The following is a 15,313-nucleotide window of genomic DNA, read 5'->3' as shown; positions in this document are numbered from 1 at the left end:
ACGGATGGAACAGTCTGAAACATCTGAACGCGTAGTGAGGAAGGAGGAGTCTTATGAGCATGAAACCATTGGTGGGTGACGAAAAAGGTTGGACGGCCAGAACAGGGCGTTTACGCCTCTGGAATCGCCGTCCCCTGCGTCACCGCGTCTCATTCGCGGTATCCCGTTTATTCTTTTATGCAGCTTTGCTGGTCGTGGTGTTTACCGTCACATGTGCAATTGTGCCGGGCTGGATTGCTCCCTATGATCCTACTCAGATGATGACGGATGCCATCCTGCAGGCTCCCTCTGCTACGCACCTGTTTGGGACCGATTATTTTGGTAGGGATATCTTCAGTGTGGTCGTGCATGGTAGCAGGGATTCACTGCTGATTGGATTTACCTCGGTGCTGGTGGGTGGTATTGTGGGCAGTGCCCTGGGCATTATTGCCGGCTATGCAGGAGGTGTTTTGGATACAATCACCATGCGGGCCGTTGATATTCTGATGGCTGTTCCAGGCGTGTTACTGGCATTATCCGTTGCGGCAGCACTGGGGCCTGGACTGCTTAACATTGCACTGGCTGTTGCGGTATCCTCCATTCCGGGGTATGCGCGGGTGATGCGTGGGCAGGTAATGTCCGTTAAAGGTTTGCCTTTTATTACAGCTACACGTTCACTTGGGGGCTCCAATGCCCGTATTTTCTGGAAGCATGTACTGCCTCATTCCTTATCACCGTTGCTGGTTATGGCGACGCTGGGCGTGGGTACCTCCATTCTGACAGGCTCCGGGCTCAGCTTTCTCGGACTTGGCGTGTTGAAGGAAATTCCGGACTGGGGAGCGTTGCTCTCGCAAGGGAGAGGTTATCTGACGGTTGCCTGGTGGATCTGTACCTTCCCGGGACTCGCAATTACCATGTTTGTACTGGCGGTTAATCTGATTGGAGACGATATTCGCGATCGGTTGGACCCCAAAGTAAAAGGAGCGGCTTGACCGCTATTCCAAGGAGGAATCATGATGTCACATGTCGTTATTATTGCCGGATCGCCTTCCAAACGTTCGCGTCTGACAGGCCTTACGGATTACAGCAGCAATAAATTAAGAGTGGCAGGCATTACCGTTGAGGTGATTCATGTAGTCGACCTGCCAGCGGAAGATCTAGTGCAGGCCAAGTTTGATAGCTCATTCATTCGTGATGCACTCGCTGTTGTCGAAGCCGCGGATGCAGTTATCGTGGCTACACCGGTATACAAAGCATCGTACTCAGGCGTGCTGAAGTTGTTCCTGGATCTGATTCCACAGGAAGGACTGCGGGGCAAGCTGGCTCTTCCATTAGTCATCGGCGGCTCGATTGCCCATCTGCTCGCCATCGATTATGCATTGAAGCCTGTTCTGGCAGCACTTGGCGGAAGACATATTCTCGGTGGAGTATACGCGGTTGATCAGGGAATTGATCGGCTTGATGACGGAAAATATGTGCTCTCGGCGGATATTACTGCACGATTGGATCGTTCCCTGGAAGAATTGATATTGACTCTGGAAAAGAATGGTATTACGATATCATAAAACCAAGTAAATTCATTGGATAAATATATATAAAAATTGAACTATACAGTTACACAAGAACGTAGAGGACAGAAAAAACCTGAAGAAGCGGAGCTAAAAGCTTTCTGAAAGAAAGCTGCATCGGAAGCATACGCTTCGCCTTTATCCCCGGATTTTCCCCTTTGAAAAAGGGATGAAAAAAATCTGGGGATAACAGCGATCGGAAGGTTGTTCTGTCATCGGAGTGGCAAGTGTAAATCTTCTTCGTTCAATTTGTAATTCGGGGGGCGCTTATGAATATTGAGAACATTGAAGCATTTGTATACATCAATCATTACGGAAGCTTCAATAAGGCTGCCGAGGTACTCTTTTTGTCCCAACCTTCTGTCACCGCTCGTATTCAGTCCCTTGAACGTGAACTCGGCTGCAAATTGTTTGACCGTCTTGGCAAACAGATTGTGCTCACGGAAGAGGGGAGAAAATTCCTTCCCTACGCCCAGCAGGTGCTGCAAGTGATTCAGAAGGGCAGACAGAAGATCCAGCAACGCCGTACGACGCCCGATGCACTACGACTCGGTAGTACGGTATCCGTATCCAACTATGTCATTCCCGACTTTCTGCCCAAAATCAAGGAAGCTTACCCTGAGGTCAGCATTAAGCTGACGACAGCAACGACAGACCAATTGATCGCCAAGCTGCTCAGTCAAGAGATTGATCTGGCGTTTGTTCGCAAGGTCATGCACCCGGCGATTCGTACGGTTGCTTTTTATGAAGATCCAATTCAGCTTTACGTTTACAAGGGACATCCGTTTATAGAACGTGGGCATGTCAGTATGGAAGCCATCCGGAATGAGCGACTGGTCTTTTTCGAATGTGGTTCACTGGACTGGCTGCGTATTCACCGGGCTTTTGACTCGCTGGAACATCCGCCGGATATTACATATCACGTTGATCATTCGGAAACGGCGAAGAAACTGGTTATGCAGGGGGCAGGCATCGCATTTCTTCCTGGGTTAACGGTGCAGAAGGAAGTACGGGAGCAGGAACTGTTCCCCATTCAGGTGCACGAGGTTGCAGGTGTATCATTGCAGATCAGCGTCGTTACGTTAAAAGAAGAACATTCGCCTTTTGCAGAACCTTTCGGGGAACTGCTACGGCAGCTATAGAGACTCATTAAGGAAGTAAGGAAGGATTTAAAAAGTCAGGTTCGGCATGATCGAAGGAGGAGAATATGATGGGTATTCGTGTTGGCATATTGGATCAAACCCCGATCTATGAAGGGGAGACGCCGATTGATGCTTTTCGGCATACGATTGAATTGGTACAGCGGGCTGAACAGCTTGGATTTCATCGTTTCTGGGTATCGGAACATCATGATTCAGGCCATGTTGCCGGCTCCTCACCGGAAGTACTCATCTCCCACTTGCTGGCCCATACGGAGCGGATTCGTCTCGGTTCTGGCGGGGTGATGCTTCAACATTATAGTCCCTACAAAGTGGCCGAGAACTTCAATGTGCTCTCTGCGCTTGGCCCAGGGAGAATCGATCTTGGTATTGGACGTGCTCCGGGGGGATTGCCCCGTTCCACACAGGCACTACAACAAGGGATTCAGGAGGCCGCTTCACTTAAGGAGAAAATCAATCAGGTGAAGCAGTTCATCCATAATGAACCGCATGAAGATGAAACACATCCTTTGGCCGGCTTGAGCGCTGCGCCAGTATCCCAAATCCCGGCCGAGCTCTACGTGCTTGGGGCAAGTATCGATAGCGCAGGCATGGCGGCAGAATTGGGACTGCCTTATGTATTTTCACTGTTTATTAATAGCAACACGGAGGTTGCTCTGGAGGCTTTGCGTATTTACCGGGAACAATTCGACCGCTCACATGGACGGGAGCCGTATGCCATCCTCGCTATATCATTAATTGTGGCGGAGAGTGCGGAAGAAGCCGAAGGACTGGCAAGTGAACATATGCTGGTCAAGATCCATCTGGAGAATGGTAAGGTATTAACGGTTGGTTCCGTTGAGCAGGCGGAAGAATTTGGACGGCAATCGAACGAGAAGTATCGGATCGAGATTCTGGAGCCAAGTGTGACGAGAGGTACGAAGGAAACGGTTGGTTCGGCTCTGGCGAAATTCCAGCAGGATTTTGCCGTGGATGAACTGATTGTTACTACAGCCACACGTGATTTTGCCAAACGCATTCGTTCATTTGAATTATTGCGTGAGGCGCTGGATGAGCAGGGACTGGGCGAATTCGCGAATGAGTCGACACCTGCGCAAGCGGTGATCGGTTAGGCATATACATGGTATAGAGCATACCTGTTGAAGTGAAGTGACCCGGGTATTATATCAATCCATCTTACTTGGCACATACGATGATAAAAGGAGGCAATATCGTGAGCAGTGATCTGAAACAGCCTGAGCAACAGGCAGAGCAAGAAGAACAGAGCCGCAAGCATGAACTTTACGTTGGGCAGGATGAAGAATTCGCAGAGCACTTAACCGCGATTCGGCGACATTTGCATCGTAACCCTGAGCTATCCGGAGAGGAACGGGAAACGACAGAAGCCATTCGGGGCTGGCTGGTGGAGGAAGGGGTACGGATTGCAGATGAATATTCGCTGCGAACGGGCCTTATCGCTGAAATTGGGCAGGGCAATGGCCCAGTAGTGGCATTACGCGCAGATATTGATGCCCTGCCGATCCAGGAAGAAACGAAGCTGGAGTATGCCTCGCAAATCGCTGGCCGAATGCACGCTTGTGGTCATGATGCACACACCGCCATTCTGATCGGTGCTGCACGATTGTTGAAACAGCGTGAGTCCCGGCTGCAAGGGAAAGTTCGGTTGATTTTCCAGCCTTCGGAGGAGAAGGCGACGGGGGCACGGCAGGTTATTCAGAGCGGAGCGCTATCGGAAGTTCAGTCTATTTTTGGTTTGCATAACAAACCGGATCTGCAGGTTGGTACGGTAGGTATCCGTGAAGGAGCGCTGCTCGCAGCGGCAGATGGTTTTGTGGTTAAAGTGGAGGGGGTCGGAACCCATGCGGCAGTGCCGGAAGCGGGCATTGACCCGATTGTGGTTGCATCTCATATTGTGACTGCATTACAGGCCATCGTGAGTCGTAATGTCGGAGCACAGGAGAGCGCCGTGATCAGTGTGACCAAAATTCATAGCGGCACCGCCTGGAACGTGATTCCAGAAGAAGCGATATTGGACGGCACCGTGCGTACTTTTGACGAGAAGGTTCGTGCCCGGATTCGCGAGCGTTTCAACCAGGTGGTTGCTGGAGTAGCAGCAGCCTACGGGACACAGGCTACCGTGCGCTGGATTCAGGGACCACCTGCCGTGGTCAATGATGCGTCATTGGCTGCAGCGGCGGAGCAGGTCGTGAGCGAGGTTGGGTTGAACAGTATCCGACCGATACCTTCCCCGGCTGGCGAAGATTTTTCCTTTTATCAAAAGGAAGTCCCGGGTCTGTTCCTCTTCCTCGGAACGTCAGGTCCGCATGAATGGCATCATCCTGCATTCGATGTGGACGAACGGGCGCTGCCGCTTGGCGCACATCTTCTGGCAGCGCTGGCTGAACAGTCACTGCAGAAGTTGCAGTCAAACGGAGAATAAGCGATAACTGCTACGTAAATGCGCGAATAATGAATAATTAATATGCTAATACAATATCGAATGGACGCAAAAAACGGTGACCTCAATCAGGTGGCCGTTTTTTGCTGTTTCCGTATTTTTAATTTAGTAGTTGTAGTTCAGCTGAACCGTTGGTTGCACTGGGGGATACCACTGTTCTGGATGAAGCGCTCAGTTCACTGGATGTTTCCGTTCAGGCTCAGATTCTGGAATTGCTTCGTTCTCTTCAGTATGAAATGAACATGACCTATCTCTTTGTTGCACATGATCTTCAGGTCGTGGCTAATCTGTGTGATCGGGTACTTTTTCTTTACCGGGGAACGATCGTGGAGGAGCTTGAACGGAATCGTCTCTCGGATGCAAAGAATGAATATGCAAAAGCTTTGCTGGCATCCGTTATGCCTTTTAGTCGTCGCTGATGTACCTCTAATTGCAAACGTTGGGCTAAATAGGGTTGACGCAAATGCGTCAGCTCTGTTCCTGTTTGAACATAAAATGACAGTCATAACGCTCTCTTTTTGATATGGAAATATTTGTTGACGCTCCCAAGTGGGATGTGCTATATTTTTCTCGACCGTTAATCGTAATTATTACTATTAAAGAACTATAGCTAAGTGAGCTCAACTTAATTCCATATCAAGAATAGGAGTAGCGGCCGCGATGAAACAGGAGATTGATTTTATCAAGTTTAATCCCACTCAAAATATGACGGTTCTGGTGAAGACGAATCATCCTGCTGAGACATATCCACACATCGCCGCCCAAATTATGTCCTATGATAACGTATACGCCGAACAAGTGGGGTTCATTGGCGGAGCGATAAAACCGGAGGCGGCTGCCCATTTGGAAATGGCCGGTGGGGAGTTCTGCGGGAATGCCTGCATGGCCTTGGCTGCGTATATCGCGTCCGAGAACGAGTTGAAATCCACTGATTTCACAGAAATCGTCTTGGAAGTTTCCGGGACAGATCAATTAATCAGATGTCAGGTGAAGCAGCAGCAGAATGAATATTTTTGCCAAGTCACGATGCCCATGCCTGAGCGGATTGAACAACGAACCGTCAAGTATGAGGGAATTGATATGGATATGGTGATCGTGCGGTATCGGGAGTTCATCCATATCGTCATCGAAGTGGAAGCGTTTGATGAAGCGATGAGAAAGAGGGCACAAGCGCTGGCGCGATTACTAGGCTTAACCTTGGGGGATAAGCTGATTGGCATTTTATTATACAAATCCCAATCGGAGGAGCTGGCACCGCTCATATTTGTCCCACAGCTGGATAGTCTGATCTGGGAAAGGGGGTGCGGTTCAGGTACAGCCTCGGTGGGAGCCTATCTGGCATGGAGCAGGCAAAGGGAAATCGTTCAGCATATCAAGCAGCCTGGTGGTGCAATTAAAGTGATGGCTGAGTGGAATGGAGAAGAGCTTGAGCGAGTTACGATAGAAGGATCTGTTGGAATCGTGGCCCAAGGCAAAGCCTTTATAGATGCATGACCATGACGAGTTATAGGAGGAAAAGGAATGGAGACATTGATTGATTTTCAAACATGCTTGAGTGAATTTTCCGGGAAATTCGATGAGTTGACAGGCAGATATGATCATACGGTTCAGCACAGCTCAGAGCTGGAGGCTTTAATTGATGACTATTCCACGTTTATAACGGACAAGGAGAATGAACGAATCTGGGAACAGCTCGATCATCAGGAATCAGGCAGCATGCATCAACTTGTCCTTGATCTACGAGACAAATCTGCACGGTGTGTGGCGGTCATGGAGAAATATCGGGCATTGAAGCTGCAAGACGGAGATGTGGAAATCGCGGATTATTTCAGAAATATAGAAGAATGTATTGAAAAAGAGTTTGGCAGCTTTCATGTCACCTCGGATTCCAAAGTGCTGCTGGTAGGCTCCGGGTCCTTTCCCATGACGCCTTTGTTTATCGCCAAGCGAACAGAGGCAGAGGTAGTTGGCATCGATATTGACGCAGAAGCCATTACACTCGGGCAGAAGGTTGTGGAGAAGCTGGGTGCGGGTTTGAACATCCATTTGGAGCAAACATTGGTGCAGGACCTTGCTTTTACGAGAAAAGCAACACATATCATTTTCAGTTCCACCGTTGCCAATAAATATGATCTGCTCGATCAATTGCATGTATTGACGAATGAACATGTGGTGGTGGCGATGAGGTACGGTAACCAGTTAAAGTCGTTGTTCAACTATCCGATGAGAGAGACCGACAGCAGCAAGTGGAAAATGGTCGACAATATTCTTCGTCCGGATGATGTGTTCGATATTGCGTTATACCAAAAAGCATAGCTCGCTTGAGCTTGGGAAAGAGAGGTCCATATGAGCGAATTTCAACGAGTTCTGTTGCTCGGAACAGGCCCTGCATCCATTCAGCTTGCGGTAATGCTCAAAAAGCAATTCCATTGCACCGTAGGAATGGTGGGAAGAGAATCGGTACGCTCAGAATCTTTTTTTGAAGCAGTTCGGCAAAGTGACGGATTCATTGGAGCAAGCATTCAAAATGAAAAGCATCGACCATTGGCAGGTGAATGCTTCATCGATCGGGTGTTTAAGGGATATGAGATGATTGAAGGCGAATGGGATACACTCATTTTCGCTGTGACAACGGATGCTTATGTCGATGTATTGAAACAAATGAAGGATAACTTCATCAAACAAGTGAAATGCATTATTTTGATCTCGCCAACCTTTGGCTCCAACATGCTGGTAAGCCATTATGTGGGGCAGCTGCATGCGGATACGGAAGTGATCAGTTTCTCTACCTATCTGGGGGACACCCGATGGATAAACGATCAACCATCCAATCATGTCATTACAACAGGAGTCAAGAAAAAGGTCTATATCGGTTCTACTTCAACTCCTTCTGAACATGTGGACAGACTGTGCAAGATGTACGAGCAATTGGGCATTGCGCTGGAAGTTATGTCTTCTCCAATCGAGGCGGAAACGAGAAATATTTCTTTATATGTGCACCCGCCACTGTTCATGAATGACTTCTCATTGGATGCCATCTTCGGAGCGTCAGACACTCGGAAATATGTATATAAAATCTACCCCGAAGGTCCTGTAACCCAATATTTGATTCGGGACATGCGGACACAGTGGAACGAAATTATGACGATTACGGATAGGCTCTGTATCCAGGGTGTCAATCTGCTTCAGTTCATGACGGATGATAATTATCCGGTACGATTGGAGAGTTTATCACGCCACGATATAGAGAATTTCAATCAGTTGCAAGACATTCATCAAGAGTATTTATTATACATACGATACACCTCGTTGTTGATTGATCCCTTTTCGGAGCCCAACCCGGAGGGCAAGTATTTTGACTTTTCGGCCGTTCCCTTCAGGAAGATGTTTGTCAATCAGGATGGAGCGTTGGACATTCCCAGAATGCCCAAGGAGGATTATTACCGCATCAAAATCATTCAGGGCATTGCAAGACATTTGCAGGTAAGCTGCCCAACCATCGATTCGTTTATTGACACCTATGAGGCGAAGATTCAAGAAGTCGCTCGCGCTTACCCGGATCAGGATTTATCCGATGCCTTTGTCGTTCAAACCTTCAATGAAGACATTCGGATGATCTGCACAGGGCTGGCGAACAGCAAGGTTTAATTACATCTCAATCTAGGGGATAAGAGCGATCGGAAGATGGTACTGCAATCGGAGTAGCACGATGTAACATTTTCTAAGTGAACTTATCATTTATCTTTCATTATCAGGAGGAAATGTTGTGAAAAAGGGTAGTGCTTTGGGTTTAATGTTGCTGTTATTGTCTGTCATTACCGTGCTCGCAGGATGTGGGCAAGATAGGGGGACAACAACGGAGTCAGCGAAAAGCGAGGTCAAGTCTGAACTCATTTATGCATCCGCCAAGGATATTAATGATATGAATCCTCATTTATACACCGGTTCCATGCCCGCACAAGGGATGGTTTACGAATCCCTGGTTGAAAACACGGTCGATGGAATCAAGCCATTACTGGCAGAATCATGGGAGATTGCCGAAGACGGGAAAACGTATACGTTCCATTTGCGACAGGATGTGAAATTCCATGATGGTGAACCGTTTAACGCCGAGGCGGTCAAACAAAATATCGATGCGGTTCAGGCGAACGCCGAAAAACATGCCTGGATTAAGCTGTCTACCAAAATCGTAAGTACAAAAGTCATGGATGAATACACATTCGAACTGGTGCTTTCCGATCCCTATTATCCAGCTCTGGTGGAGCTGTCCATGACCAGACCGTATGTATTTATATCACCCAAAGATTTTACGAATGGTGGCACAAAGGACGGGGTAAGCGGCTATCACGGCACAGGACCCTACAAGCTGACAGGACATAAAATCGATGAGAATGCAACGTTCGAAGCCAATGCAGATTACTGGGGCGGCGCACCTGAGATCCAAAAAATCACGTCCAAGGTTCTCCCGGCAGGGGAAACGACATTACTGGCATTACAGAAGGGCGAAATCAACTTTATATTCACCGATGATCGGGGTGCCGACAGCATTGATGTTGAAGCCATGAATCAATTGGCTGACTCGGGTGATTTTCAAGTGGTCCGAAGTGAAGCGATGAATACGAATATGATCGTAGCCAATAGCAGCAAAGTGGATAACCCTGTCCACGAAACGGCTGTTCGTGAAGCGATATGGGTTGCCATTGATCGGGAAACGATCAGCAATGATATTTTTAATGGAACCCAGACCGTTGCGGACACCTTATTCTCGTCGAACGTTAACTATGCCCATGTTGAATTGAAGAAGAGGGAGTATAATCCCGAGACTGCAAAAGAGCTTTTGGAAAAGGCAGGTTGGACATTAACAAACGATAAGGCAGTAAGAACGAAGAATGGCCAGTCATTAGCTCTGACATTGTATTATGACAGCAATTCATCTTCGCAAAAAACACAGTCGGAATTGATCCAGCATGCCTTAAAAGGATTGGGCATTCAGCTGGAGATTGTTGGTGAGGAATCCACTTCCATCGCGAACAGAAGGGCAACCGGGGAATATGATCTGCTGTTTAATCAAACCTGGGGACTGGCGTACGATCCACAGAGCACCATCTCTGCGTTCACTTCGGATTCCGCCTATAAACATACAACAAGCGGCATAGCCCAGGCGGATGAACTATATAAGAAAATTGATGAAGTCATGGTTTCTACAGATGAGGCATCCCGCCAATCCCTGTACGCCGATATTATGAAAATTGTCCATGATGAAGCCGTGTTTATTCCTATTACCAATGGGCGAGTAACTGTCGTGGCTCCCAAAAACCTGGACGGAATCTCATTCAAACAGACTCAATATGAGTTGCCATTTGAGCAAATGAATTTTAAATAGAGCGGGGATGGATATGGGAAGTTATATAGTCAAACGGATATTGCTCGCCATACCCTTGCTGTTCGTCATTTCATTGATAACATTTGTACTCATTAATCTTTCGCCCATGGACCCCGCGGTAGTTGTATTACAGGCACAGGAGGTTCCTCAGATCACGGATGAATTAATTGCCCAAACGAATGAAGCATTGGGGTTCGATAAACCGTTCGTCATTCAGTATGTGAATTGGTTGATTGCCTGTATGCAGTTTGACTTTGGCAGCTCGTATGTATCCGGTGAACCGGTGTGGTCTCTGGTTGGTCCTGCATTCCTGAACACATTAAAATTAACGCTGGTATCATCGGTATTCATTATTGGGTTCTCCATCCTGTTGGGTGTGATCTGTGCCATGAGAGAAGGGAAAGCCGTTGATAAATCGGTCAGAGGCCTCTCGTTTGTCCTGACCGCAATGCCATCTTACTGGCTCGCAGCCATCATGATCTGGACTTTTTCCGTCAAGCTGGACTTGTTGCCTACGAGCGGAATGGATTCGTTTAAAAGCTACATTCTGCCGGTGATTGTGATTACGGTGAGTTATACAGGCATTTATTTTAGAACAGTCCGGAGTTCGATGTTAAGCAACATGAATGAGGATTACGTGCTCTATGGAAAGGCAAGCGGCTTAAGTGAGAGGAAGGTGACCCTGCATATTTTACGAAATTCGCTGCAAGTGGCGGTATCCATATTTTGCATGGCGATCCCCATCGTGCTCGGCAGCACCGTCGTGATTGAGAATGTGTTTGCCTGGCCGGGACTTGGGAGGTTGAGCGTGAGGTCCATCCTCAATCGGGATTTCCCGATTATTCAGGCGTATGTTCTTATTTTGGCCGTAACATTTGTGCTGTTTAATACGATTTCTGACGTGATCAATGCGGCGATGAATCCCAGATTAAGAAAGGATCTCTAATGCGATTATTAAGAAATTTGAGCAAAGATAAGCTTGCGATGACATCGCTCGCTGTCATTGTGATCATTATTGCTGCGGGCATATGTGCCCCGTTGTGTGCACCCCATGACCCGGAGGAAGTGAATATGAAGCTTCGATATGCTTCCTCCTCCTGGAGTTATTGGTTAGGAAATGATCATTTGGGCAGATGTGTGTTATCCAGACTCATTTATGGTATTCGTCCCAGTGTGCTATGGGTTTTGGTTGCCTTGATGATATCTGTTCTGGTCGGAGCTGTCGTCGGATTTATCGCGGGGTACTTCAAGGGGAAGACAGATGCCTGGATCATGAGACTTTGTGATGTCATGCTGTCTTTCCCGGGATACGTCATGACACTGGCAGTGGTCGGCATTTTGGGTGCGGGACTTGAACATATTCTGATTGCGTTTGTGGTCATGAAATGGGTGTGGTTTGCCCGCGTCATTCGGACATCCGTGATGCAGTTCTCCGAGATGGAGTATGTGAAATTCGCCAAAGCCTCTGGCATTGGCAGCTTTAGAATTATAACCAAGCATATTGTTCCGGTTACATTTGCCGATGTTGCGGTGATTGCCAGTGGTTCCATGTGTTCGATGATGCTGCAGATCTCGGGACTTTCCTTTCTGGGTTTGGGAATCCAGGCCCCTCATGCCGAATGGGGGATGATGTTGAATGAGACAAGGGAAGTCATGTTCTCCAGACCGGAGTTAATGCTGGCACCTGGACTTGCCATTGTGATTGTCGTATCGGCCTTTAATTTTTTATCGGATGCGCTTCAGGTCGCTTTGGACCCCAAATTAATGACTTCCCAAGGTAAGCTTCGTAAAAAAGAGGTGGGAAAGGCCGTTTATGAATATAGTAGAGGTTAAACATTTGAAGATCTGGGATACCAATACGGACAAGGTCATTATTCATAACAGTTCATTTCAGGTCAAACAAGGAAGCTGTCTGGCCATTGTCGGAGAAAGCGGAAGTGGCAAGTCCGTCACATGCAGGTCCATTATGCGTTTGAATAAACCCTGGATTCGCCAGTCCGGAACGATTCTCTTCAAAGGCGAGGACATGAACCAGCTTTCTGAACAAGAGATGAGACGAAGAAGAGGCAAAAACCTGTGCATGATTTTGCAAAATGGCATGAGCGCATTTGATCCTTCTTCAGTGATCGGTGTCCATATCCGGGAGACGCTACAGACGCATTTCGACTGGAATAACAAAGAGAGCGAACGGAAGATCATTAGCGCCATGGAAAGCGTCATGTTAAAGAATCCGCAGGAAATCTTGAATCAATATCCACATCAGCTATCAGGTGGCATGTTGCAGCGAATTATGATTGCATTGGCACTCGTGCTGGAGCCGGATCTGATCATTGCGGATGAACCCACAACAGCATTGGATACGATCTCTCAATATGAAGTGGTTGAACAATTGATTCTACTACGCGAACGAATGGGTTGTTCCATGCTGTTTATATCCCATGACCTCGGTGTGGTCCAGAAGATTGCAGATGAAGTGATGGTCATGAAAGACGGTGCCATTGTCGAAAGTGGGCACATTCGGTCTGTTTTTACGAAGCCGGAGCATGCCTATACTCAATATTTGGTTTCCACCCGGTTGGAGCTGAGCAATCATTTCAGGAAATTGATGCAGGGAGGGGATACAGATGCTCAAGGTGGATGGGATAGAAAAGTCCTATAAACAAGGCGGATTGTTCTCCAAACAAAGGCAGCAGGTGTTGAAAAAAGTTGCATTTGAATGCCAGCATGGCGAATGTCTCGGCATCATCGGTGAAAGTGGGAGCGGCAAGTCGACATTAGGTCGTCTGATCCTGGGCATCGAGAAGCCTGATCACGGGCGTATTTTATTTGAGGGGAAAAACGTGAATGATCGCCGCGTGAGAAGGGGCAGCATCAGTGCCGTATTTCAAAATTATACGTCCTCCATTAATCCATTTCTCACGGTGGAAGAAGCCATTATGGAGCCTTTGAAGGCTCAAAAAAAAGTGGAAACCGATATGCAAAGCAAAGTGGATACGTTGTTGCATCAAGTGGGATTAGACTCGTCCTACAGGCTCAAATATCCGCATGAATTATCCGGTGGAGAGGCTCAGAGAGTATGTATTGCGAGAGCCATATCTACTGAACCCCGATGCATTGTATTCGACGAAGCCATCAGTTCTCTGGACGTGTCTGTGCAGATTCAGGTGCTGCGATTGTTAAAAGAATTGAAGCAATTCTATCAGATGAGCTACGTGTTCATTACGCATGATATTCAGGCAGCAGCCTATATTTGCGACAGGGTTATTATTTTCAGGGACGGTCAGATTGAGGAAATGGTGCCTATTGAGCAGCTGAAGGATGTTCAGTCCGATTATGCCAGGAAATTATTAACCTATTTAATTACGTTTCAGGGGGAGGACCAGGGATGAGTGGAGCGATGTCATGGCCGTTTCTGCGTTTGTACATCCTGGTTCTTCTGTATTTTAGTGCAAATGCAATTCTTAATGTCATTATTCCTTTACAGGGTGAATCCTTGGGGGCGAGCAGTACAACCATTGGGCTGATTATGGGCGCCTATATGTTTACAACTATGTTTTTCAGGCCATGGGCAGGTCATATCATTCAAAAGCGCGGACCAATCAAAGTACTTCGTTTTATTCTGATTATTAATGGTTTTGCCCTGATTTTATATACGTTTACGGGGCTTGGAGGCTATCTGGTCGCTCGTATTTTACAGGGGGTATCAACGGCTTTCTTTTCCATGGCTCTGCAGATCGGCATTATTGATGCTCTGCCGGAGAAAGACCGTTCCCAGGGCATTTCCTATTACTCGTTGTTCAGTTATATTCCTGGCATTGTGGGTCCTGTCCTCGCGTTAGGGATCTGGCAGACAGGCGGTATGGAATATTTTACAGTCGTTCTGATCGGTATGGCCGTCTGTACAGGCGTCTTCGGATATACTGCCAAGATGGACAAGGGCAAGGAGCAACATGCTGCTGGAAATCCATCGGAGCAGAACGTAAGCATGTTTCAATCCTTTCGTCAGTTGGTGCAAAATCCATTCTTGTTTAGATGCAGTGTACTGATGCTAAGTGCTTCCGTTGTATTCGGTGCCATCACGACCTTTATTCCCCTGTACGCCAGTCAATTGCCAAGCGGCAATGCGGGTGTCTATCTGATGCTTCAGGCAGGAACCGTTGTGCTCGCCCGGATGTTGTTACGTAAAAAAATCCCCTCCGATGGCAGGTGGCATGCTCCTTTTATCATGGGAACGATGCTGCTGTTGGCAGTAGCCGCACTATGTGTAAGCTGGGCAAACACGGGAGGAGCTGTCCTTTTGTATCTAGGGGCCATCTTGATGGGTATCGCTCAATCCATTCTCTATCCAACGTTAACCACCTATTTATCCTTTGTGCTGCCACAGTTGAATCGGAATGTGTTAATCGGTTTATTTATTGCGACAGCAGATCTGGGTGTATCTTTGGGCGGTGTGCTGATGGGACCGATCGCTGATCTATCCTCCTATTCGTTTATGTACATGATTTGTGCTATCCTAGGGGCGGTAATGATAGCTTTTGCCTATGAACGAAGAAAACCAGTCACAGATATGTCTGTGGGTTAACTGCCATATAAATTGAACTAAAGAATGTTTACACTTGCCACTCCGATGACAGAACAACCTTCCGATCGCTGTTATCCCCAGATTTTTTTGATATCCTTTTCAGAAGGGAAAATCCGGGGATAAAGGCGAAGCGTATGCTTCCGATGCAGCTTTCTTTCAGAAAGCTTTTAGCTCCGCTTCTTC

At 47.5% G+C, this 15,313-nt stretch carries 15 protein-coding genes; all 15 read left to right on the top strand.

Annotated features, from left to right (window positions below; genetic code table 11):
* Positions 1-53 precede the first annotated feature (53 nt).
* A complete protein-coding gene (locus ACDJ58_RS24400) occupies positions 54-971 on the top strand; it encodes an ABC transporter permease (protein ID WP_413373397.1) in 918 nt (305 codons plus the stop codon).
* 24 nt (positions 972-995) lie between these two features.
* Positions 996-1,544 carry an NADPH-dependent FMN reductase gene (gene ssuE / locus ACDJ58_RS24395; protein ID WP_413379810.1) on the top strand — a complete coding sequence of 183 codons (549 nt, stop codon included), beginning with the start codon at positions 996-998 and terminating at the stop codon, positions 1,542-1,544.
* Between the two features lie 272 nt (positions 1,545-1,816).
* A complete protein-coding gene (locus tag ACDJ58_RS24390; RefSeq protein WP_053783190.1) occupies positions 1,817-2,689 on the top strand; it encodes a LysR family transcriptional regulator in 873 nt (290 codons plus the stop codon).
* A gap of 68 nt (positions 2,690-2,757) precedes the next feature.
* Positions 2,758-3,819 (top strand): LLM class flavin-dependent oxidoreductase, encoded by a 1,062-nt coding sequence (locus ACDJ58_RS24385; RefSeq protein ID WP_413379808.1) that lies wholly within the window; start codon positions 2,758-2,760, stop codon positions 3,817-3,819.
* Positions 3,820-3,920: 101 nt separating this feature from the next.
* On the top strand, positions 3,921-5,147 hold the full coding sequence (locus ACDJ58_RS24380; protein ID WP_413373395.1) for an amidohydrolase: 1,227 nt from the start codon (positions 3,921-3,923) through the stop codon (positions 5,145-5,147).
* A 149-nt stretch (positions 5,148-5,296) separates the two neighbouring features.
* Entirely contained in the window at positions 5,297-5,584 is a 288-nt protein-coding gene (locus ACDJ58_RS24375; RefSeq protein ID WP_413373394.1) for a hypothetical protein, read from the top strand.
* 241 nt (positions 5,585-5,825) lie between these two features.
* Entirely contained in the window at positions 5,826-6,659 is an 834-nt protein-coding gene (locus ACDJ58_RS24370; RefSeq protein ID WP_413373392.1) for a diaminopimelate epimerase, read from the top strand.
* Between the two features lie 27 nt (positions 6,660-6,686).
* Complete coding sequence (locus ACDJ58_RS24365) at positions 6,687-7,481, top strand: nicotianamine synthase family protein (RefSeq protein WP_413373390.1); 795 nt, start codon at positions 6,687-6,689, stop codon at positions 7,479-7,481.
* A gap of 30 nt (positions 7,482-7,511) precedes the next feature.
* Entirely contained in the window at positions 7,512-8,813 is a 1,302-nt protein-coding gene (locus ACDJ58_RS24360) for an opine metallophore biosynthesis dehydrogenase (RefSeq protein WP_413373388.1), read from the top strand.
* A gap of 145 nt (positions 8,814-8,958) precedes the next feature.
* A complete protein-coding gene (cntA, locus tag ACDJ58_RS24355; RefSeq protein ID WP_413379806.1) occupies positions 8,959-10,548 on the top strand; it encodes a staphylopine-dependent metal ABC transporter substrate-binding lipoprotein in 1,590 nt (529 codons plus the stop codon).
* A gap of 13 nt (positions 10,549-10,561) precedes the next feature.
* Positions 10,562-11,494, top strand: a complete 933-nt coding sequence (opp1B, locus tag ACDJ58_RS24350) for a nickel/cobalt ABC transporter permease (RefSeq protein WP_413373386.1) — start codon at positions 10,562-10,564, stop codon at positions 11,492-11,494.
* Positions 11,494-12,381 (top strand): staphylopine uptake ABC transporter permease subunit CntC, encoded by an 888-nt coding sequence (gene cntC / locus ACDJ58_RS24345; protein ID WP_413373385.1) that lies wholly within the window; start codon positions 11,494-11,496, stop codon positions 12,379-12,381. The genes opp1B and cntC overlap by 1 nt, the downstream gene beginning before the upstream one ends.
* Positions 12,362-13,207 (top strand): staphylopine uptake ABC transporter ATP-binding protein CntD, encoded by an 846-nt coding sequence (gene cntD / locus ACDJ58_RS24340; RefSeq protein ID WP_413373383.1) that lies wholly within the window; start codon positions 12,362-12,364, stop codon positions 13,205-13,207. Before cntC ends, cntD begins: the two co-directional genes overlap by 20 nt.
* Positions 13,173-13,937 carry an ABC transporter ATP-binding protein gene (locus ACDJ58_RS24335; protein ID WP_413373381.1) on the top strand — a complete coding sequence of 255 codons (765 nt, stop codon included), beginning with the start codon at positions 13,173-13,175 and terminating at the stop codon, positions 13,935-13,937. Before cntD ends, ACDJ58_RS24335 begins: the two co-directional genes overlap by 35 nt.
* On the top strand, positions 13,934-15,130 hold the full coding sequence (gene cntE / locus ACDJ58_RS24330; protein WP_413373380.1) for a staphylopine family metallophore export MFS transporter CntE: 1,197 nt from the start codon (positions 13,934-13,936) through the stop codon (positions 15,128-15,130). Before ACDJ58_RS24335 ends, cntE begins: the two co-directional genes overlap by 4 nt.
* Positions 15,131-15,313: the final 183 nt, after the last annotated feature.

This window comes from Paenibacillus taichungensis, from assembly GCF_047302525.1.
GTDB classification, from domain to species: domain Bacteria; phylum Bacillota; class Bacilli; order Paenibacillales; family Paenibacillaceae; genus Paenibacillus; species Paenibacillus taichungensis_B.
Note: the sequence above shows the minus strand (reverse complement) of the source record. Positions and strands in the feature narration are given on the sequence as shown.

Bases quoted from the DNA above. Each gene is read 5' to 3' on its own strand.
- ACDJ58_RS24400 (WP_413373397.1), top strand. From the start codon at position 54: ATGAGCATGAAACCATTGGTGGGTGACGAAAAAGGTTGGACGGCCAGA.
- ssuE (WP_413379810.1), top strand. From the start codon at position 996: ATGTCACATGTCGTTATTATTGCCGGATCGCCTTCCAAACGTTCGCGT.
- ACDJ58_RS24390 (WP_053783190.1), top strand. From the start codon at position 1,817: ATGAATATTGAGAACATTGAAGCATTTGTATACATCAATCATTACGGA.
- ACDJ58_RS24385 (WP_413379808.1), top strand. From the start codon at position 2,758: ATGGGTATTCGTGTTGGCATATTGGATCAAACCCCGATCTATGAAGGG.
- ACDJ58_RS24370 (WP_413373392.1), top strand. From the start codon at position 5,826: ATGAAACAGGAGATTGATTTTATCAAGTTTAATCCCACTCAAAATATG.
- ACDJ58_RS24365 (WP_413373390.1), top strand. From the start codon at position 6,687: ATGGAGACATTGATTGATTTTCAAACATGCTTGAGTGAATTTTCCGGG.
- ACDJ58_RS24360 (WP_413373388.1), top strand. From the start codon at position 7,512: ATGAGCGAATTTCAACGAGTTCTGTTGCTCGGAACAGGCCCTGCATCC.
- cntA (WP_413379806.1), top strand. From the start codon at position 8,959: ATGTTGCTGTTATTGTCTGTCATTACCGTGCTCGCAGGATGTGGGCAA.
- opp1B (WP_413373386.1), top strand. From the start codon at position 10,562: ATGGGAAGTTATATAGTCAAACGGATATTGCTCGCCATACCCTTGCTG.
- cntC (WP_413373385.1), top strand. From the start codon at position 11,494: ATGCGATTATTAAGAAATTTGAGCAAAGATAAGCTTGCGATGACATCG.
- cntD (WP_413373383.1), top strand. From the start codon at position 12,362: ATGAATATAGTAGAGGTTAAACATTTGAAGATCTGGGATACCAATACG.
- ACDJ58_RS24335 (WP_413373381.1), top strand. From the start codon at position 13,173: ATGCTCAAGGTGGATGGGATAGAAAAGTCCTATAAACAAGGCGGATTG.
- cntE (WP_413373380.1), top strand. From the start codon at position 13,934: ATGAGTGGAGCGATGTCATGGCCGTTTCTGCGTTTGTACATCCTGGTT.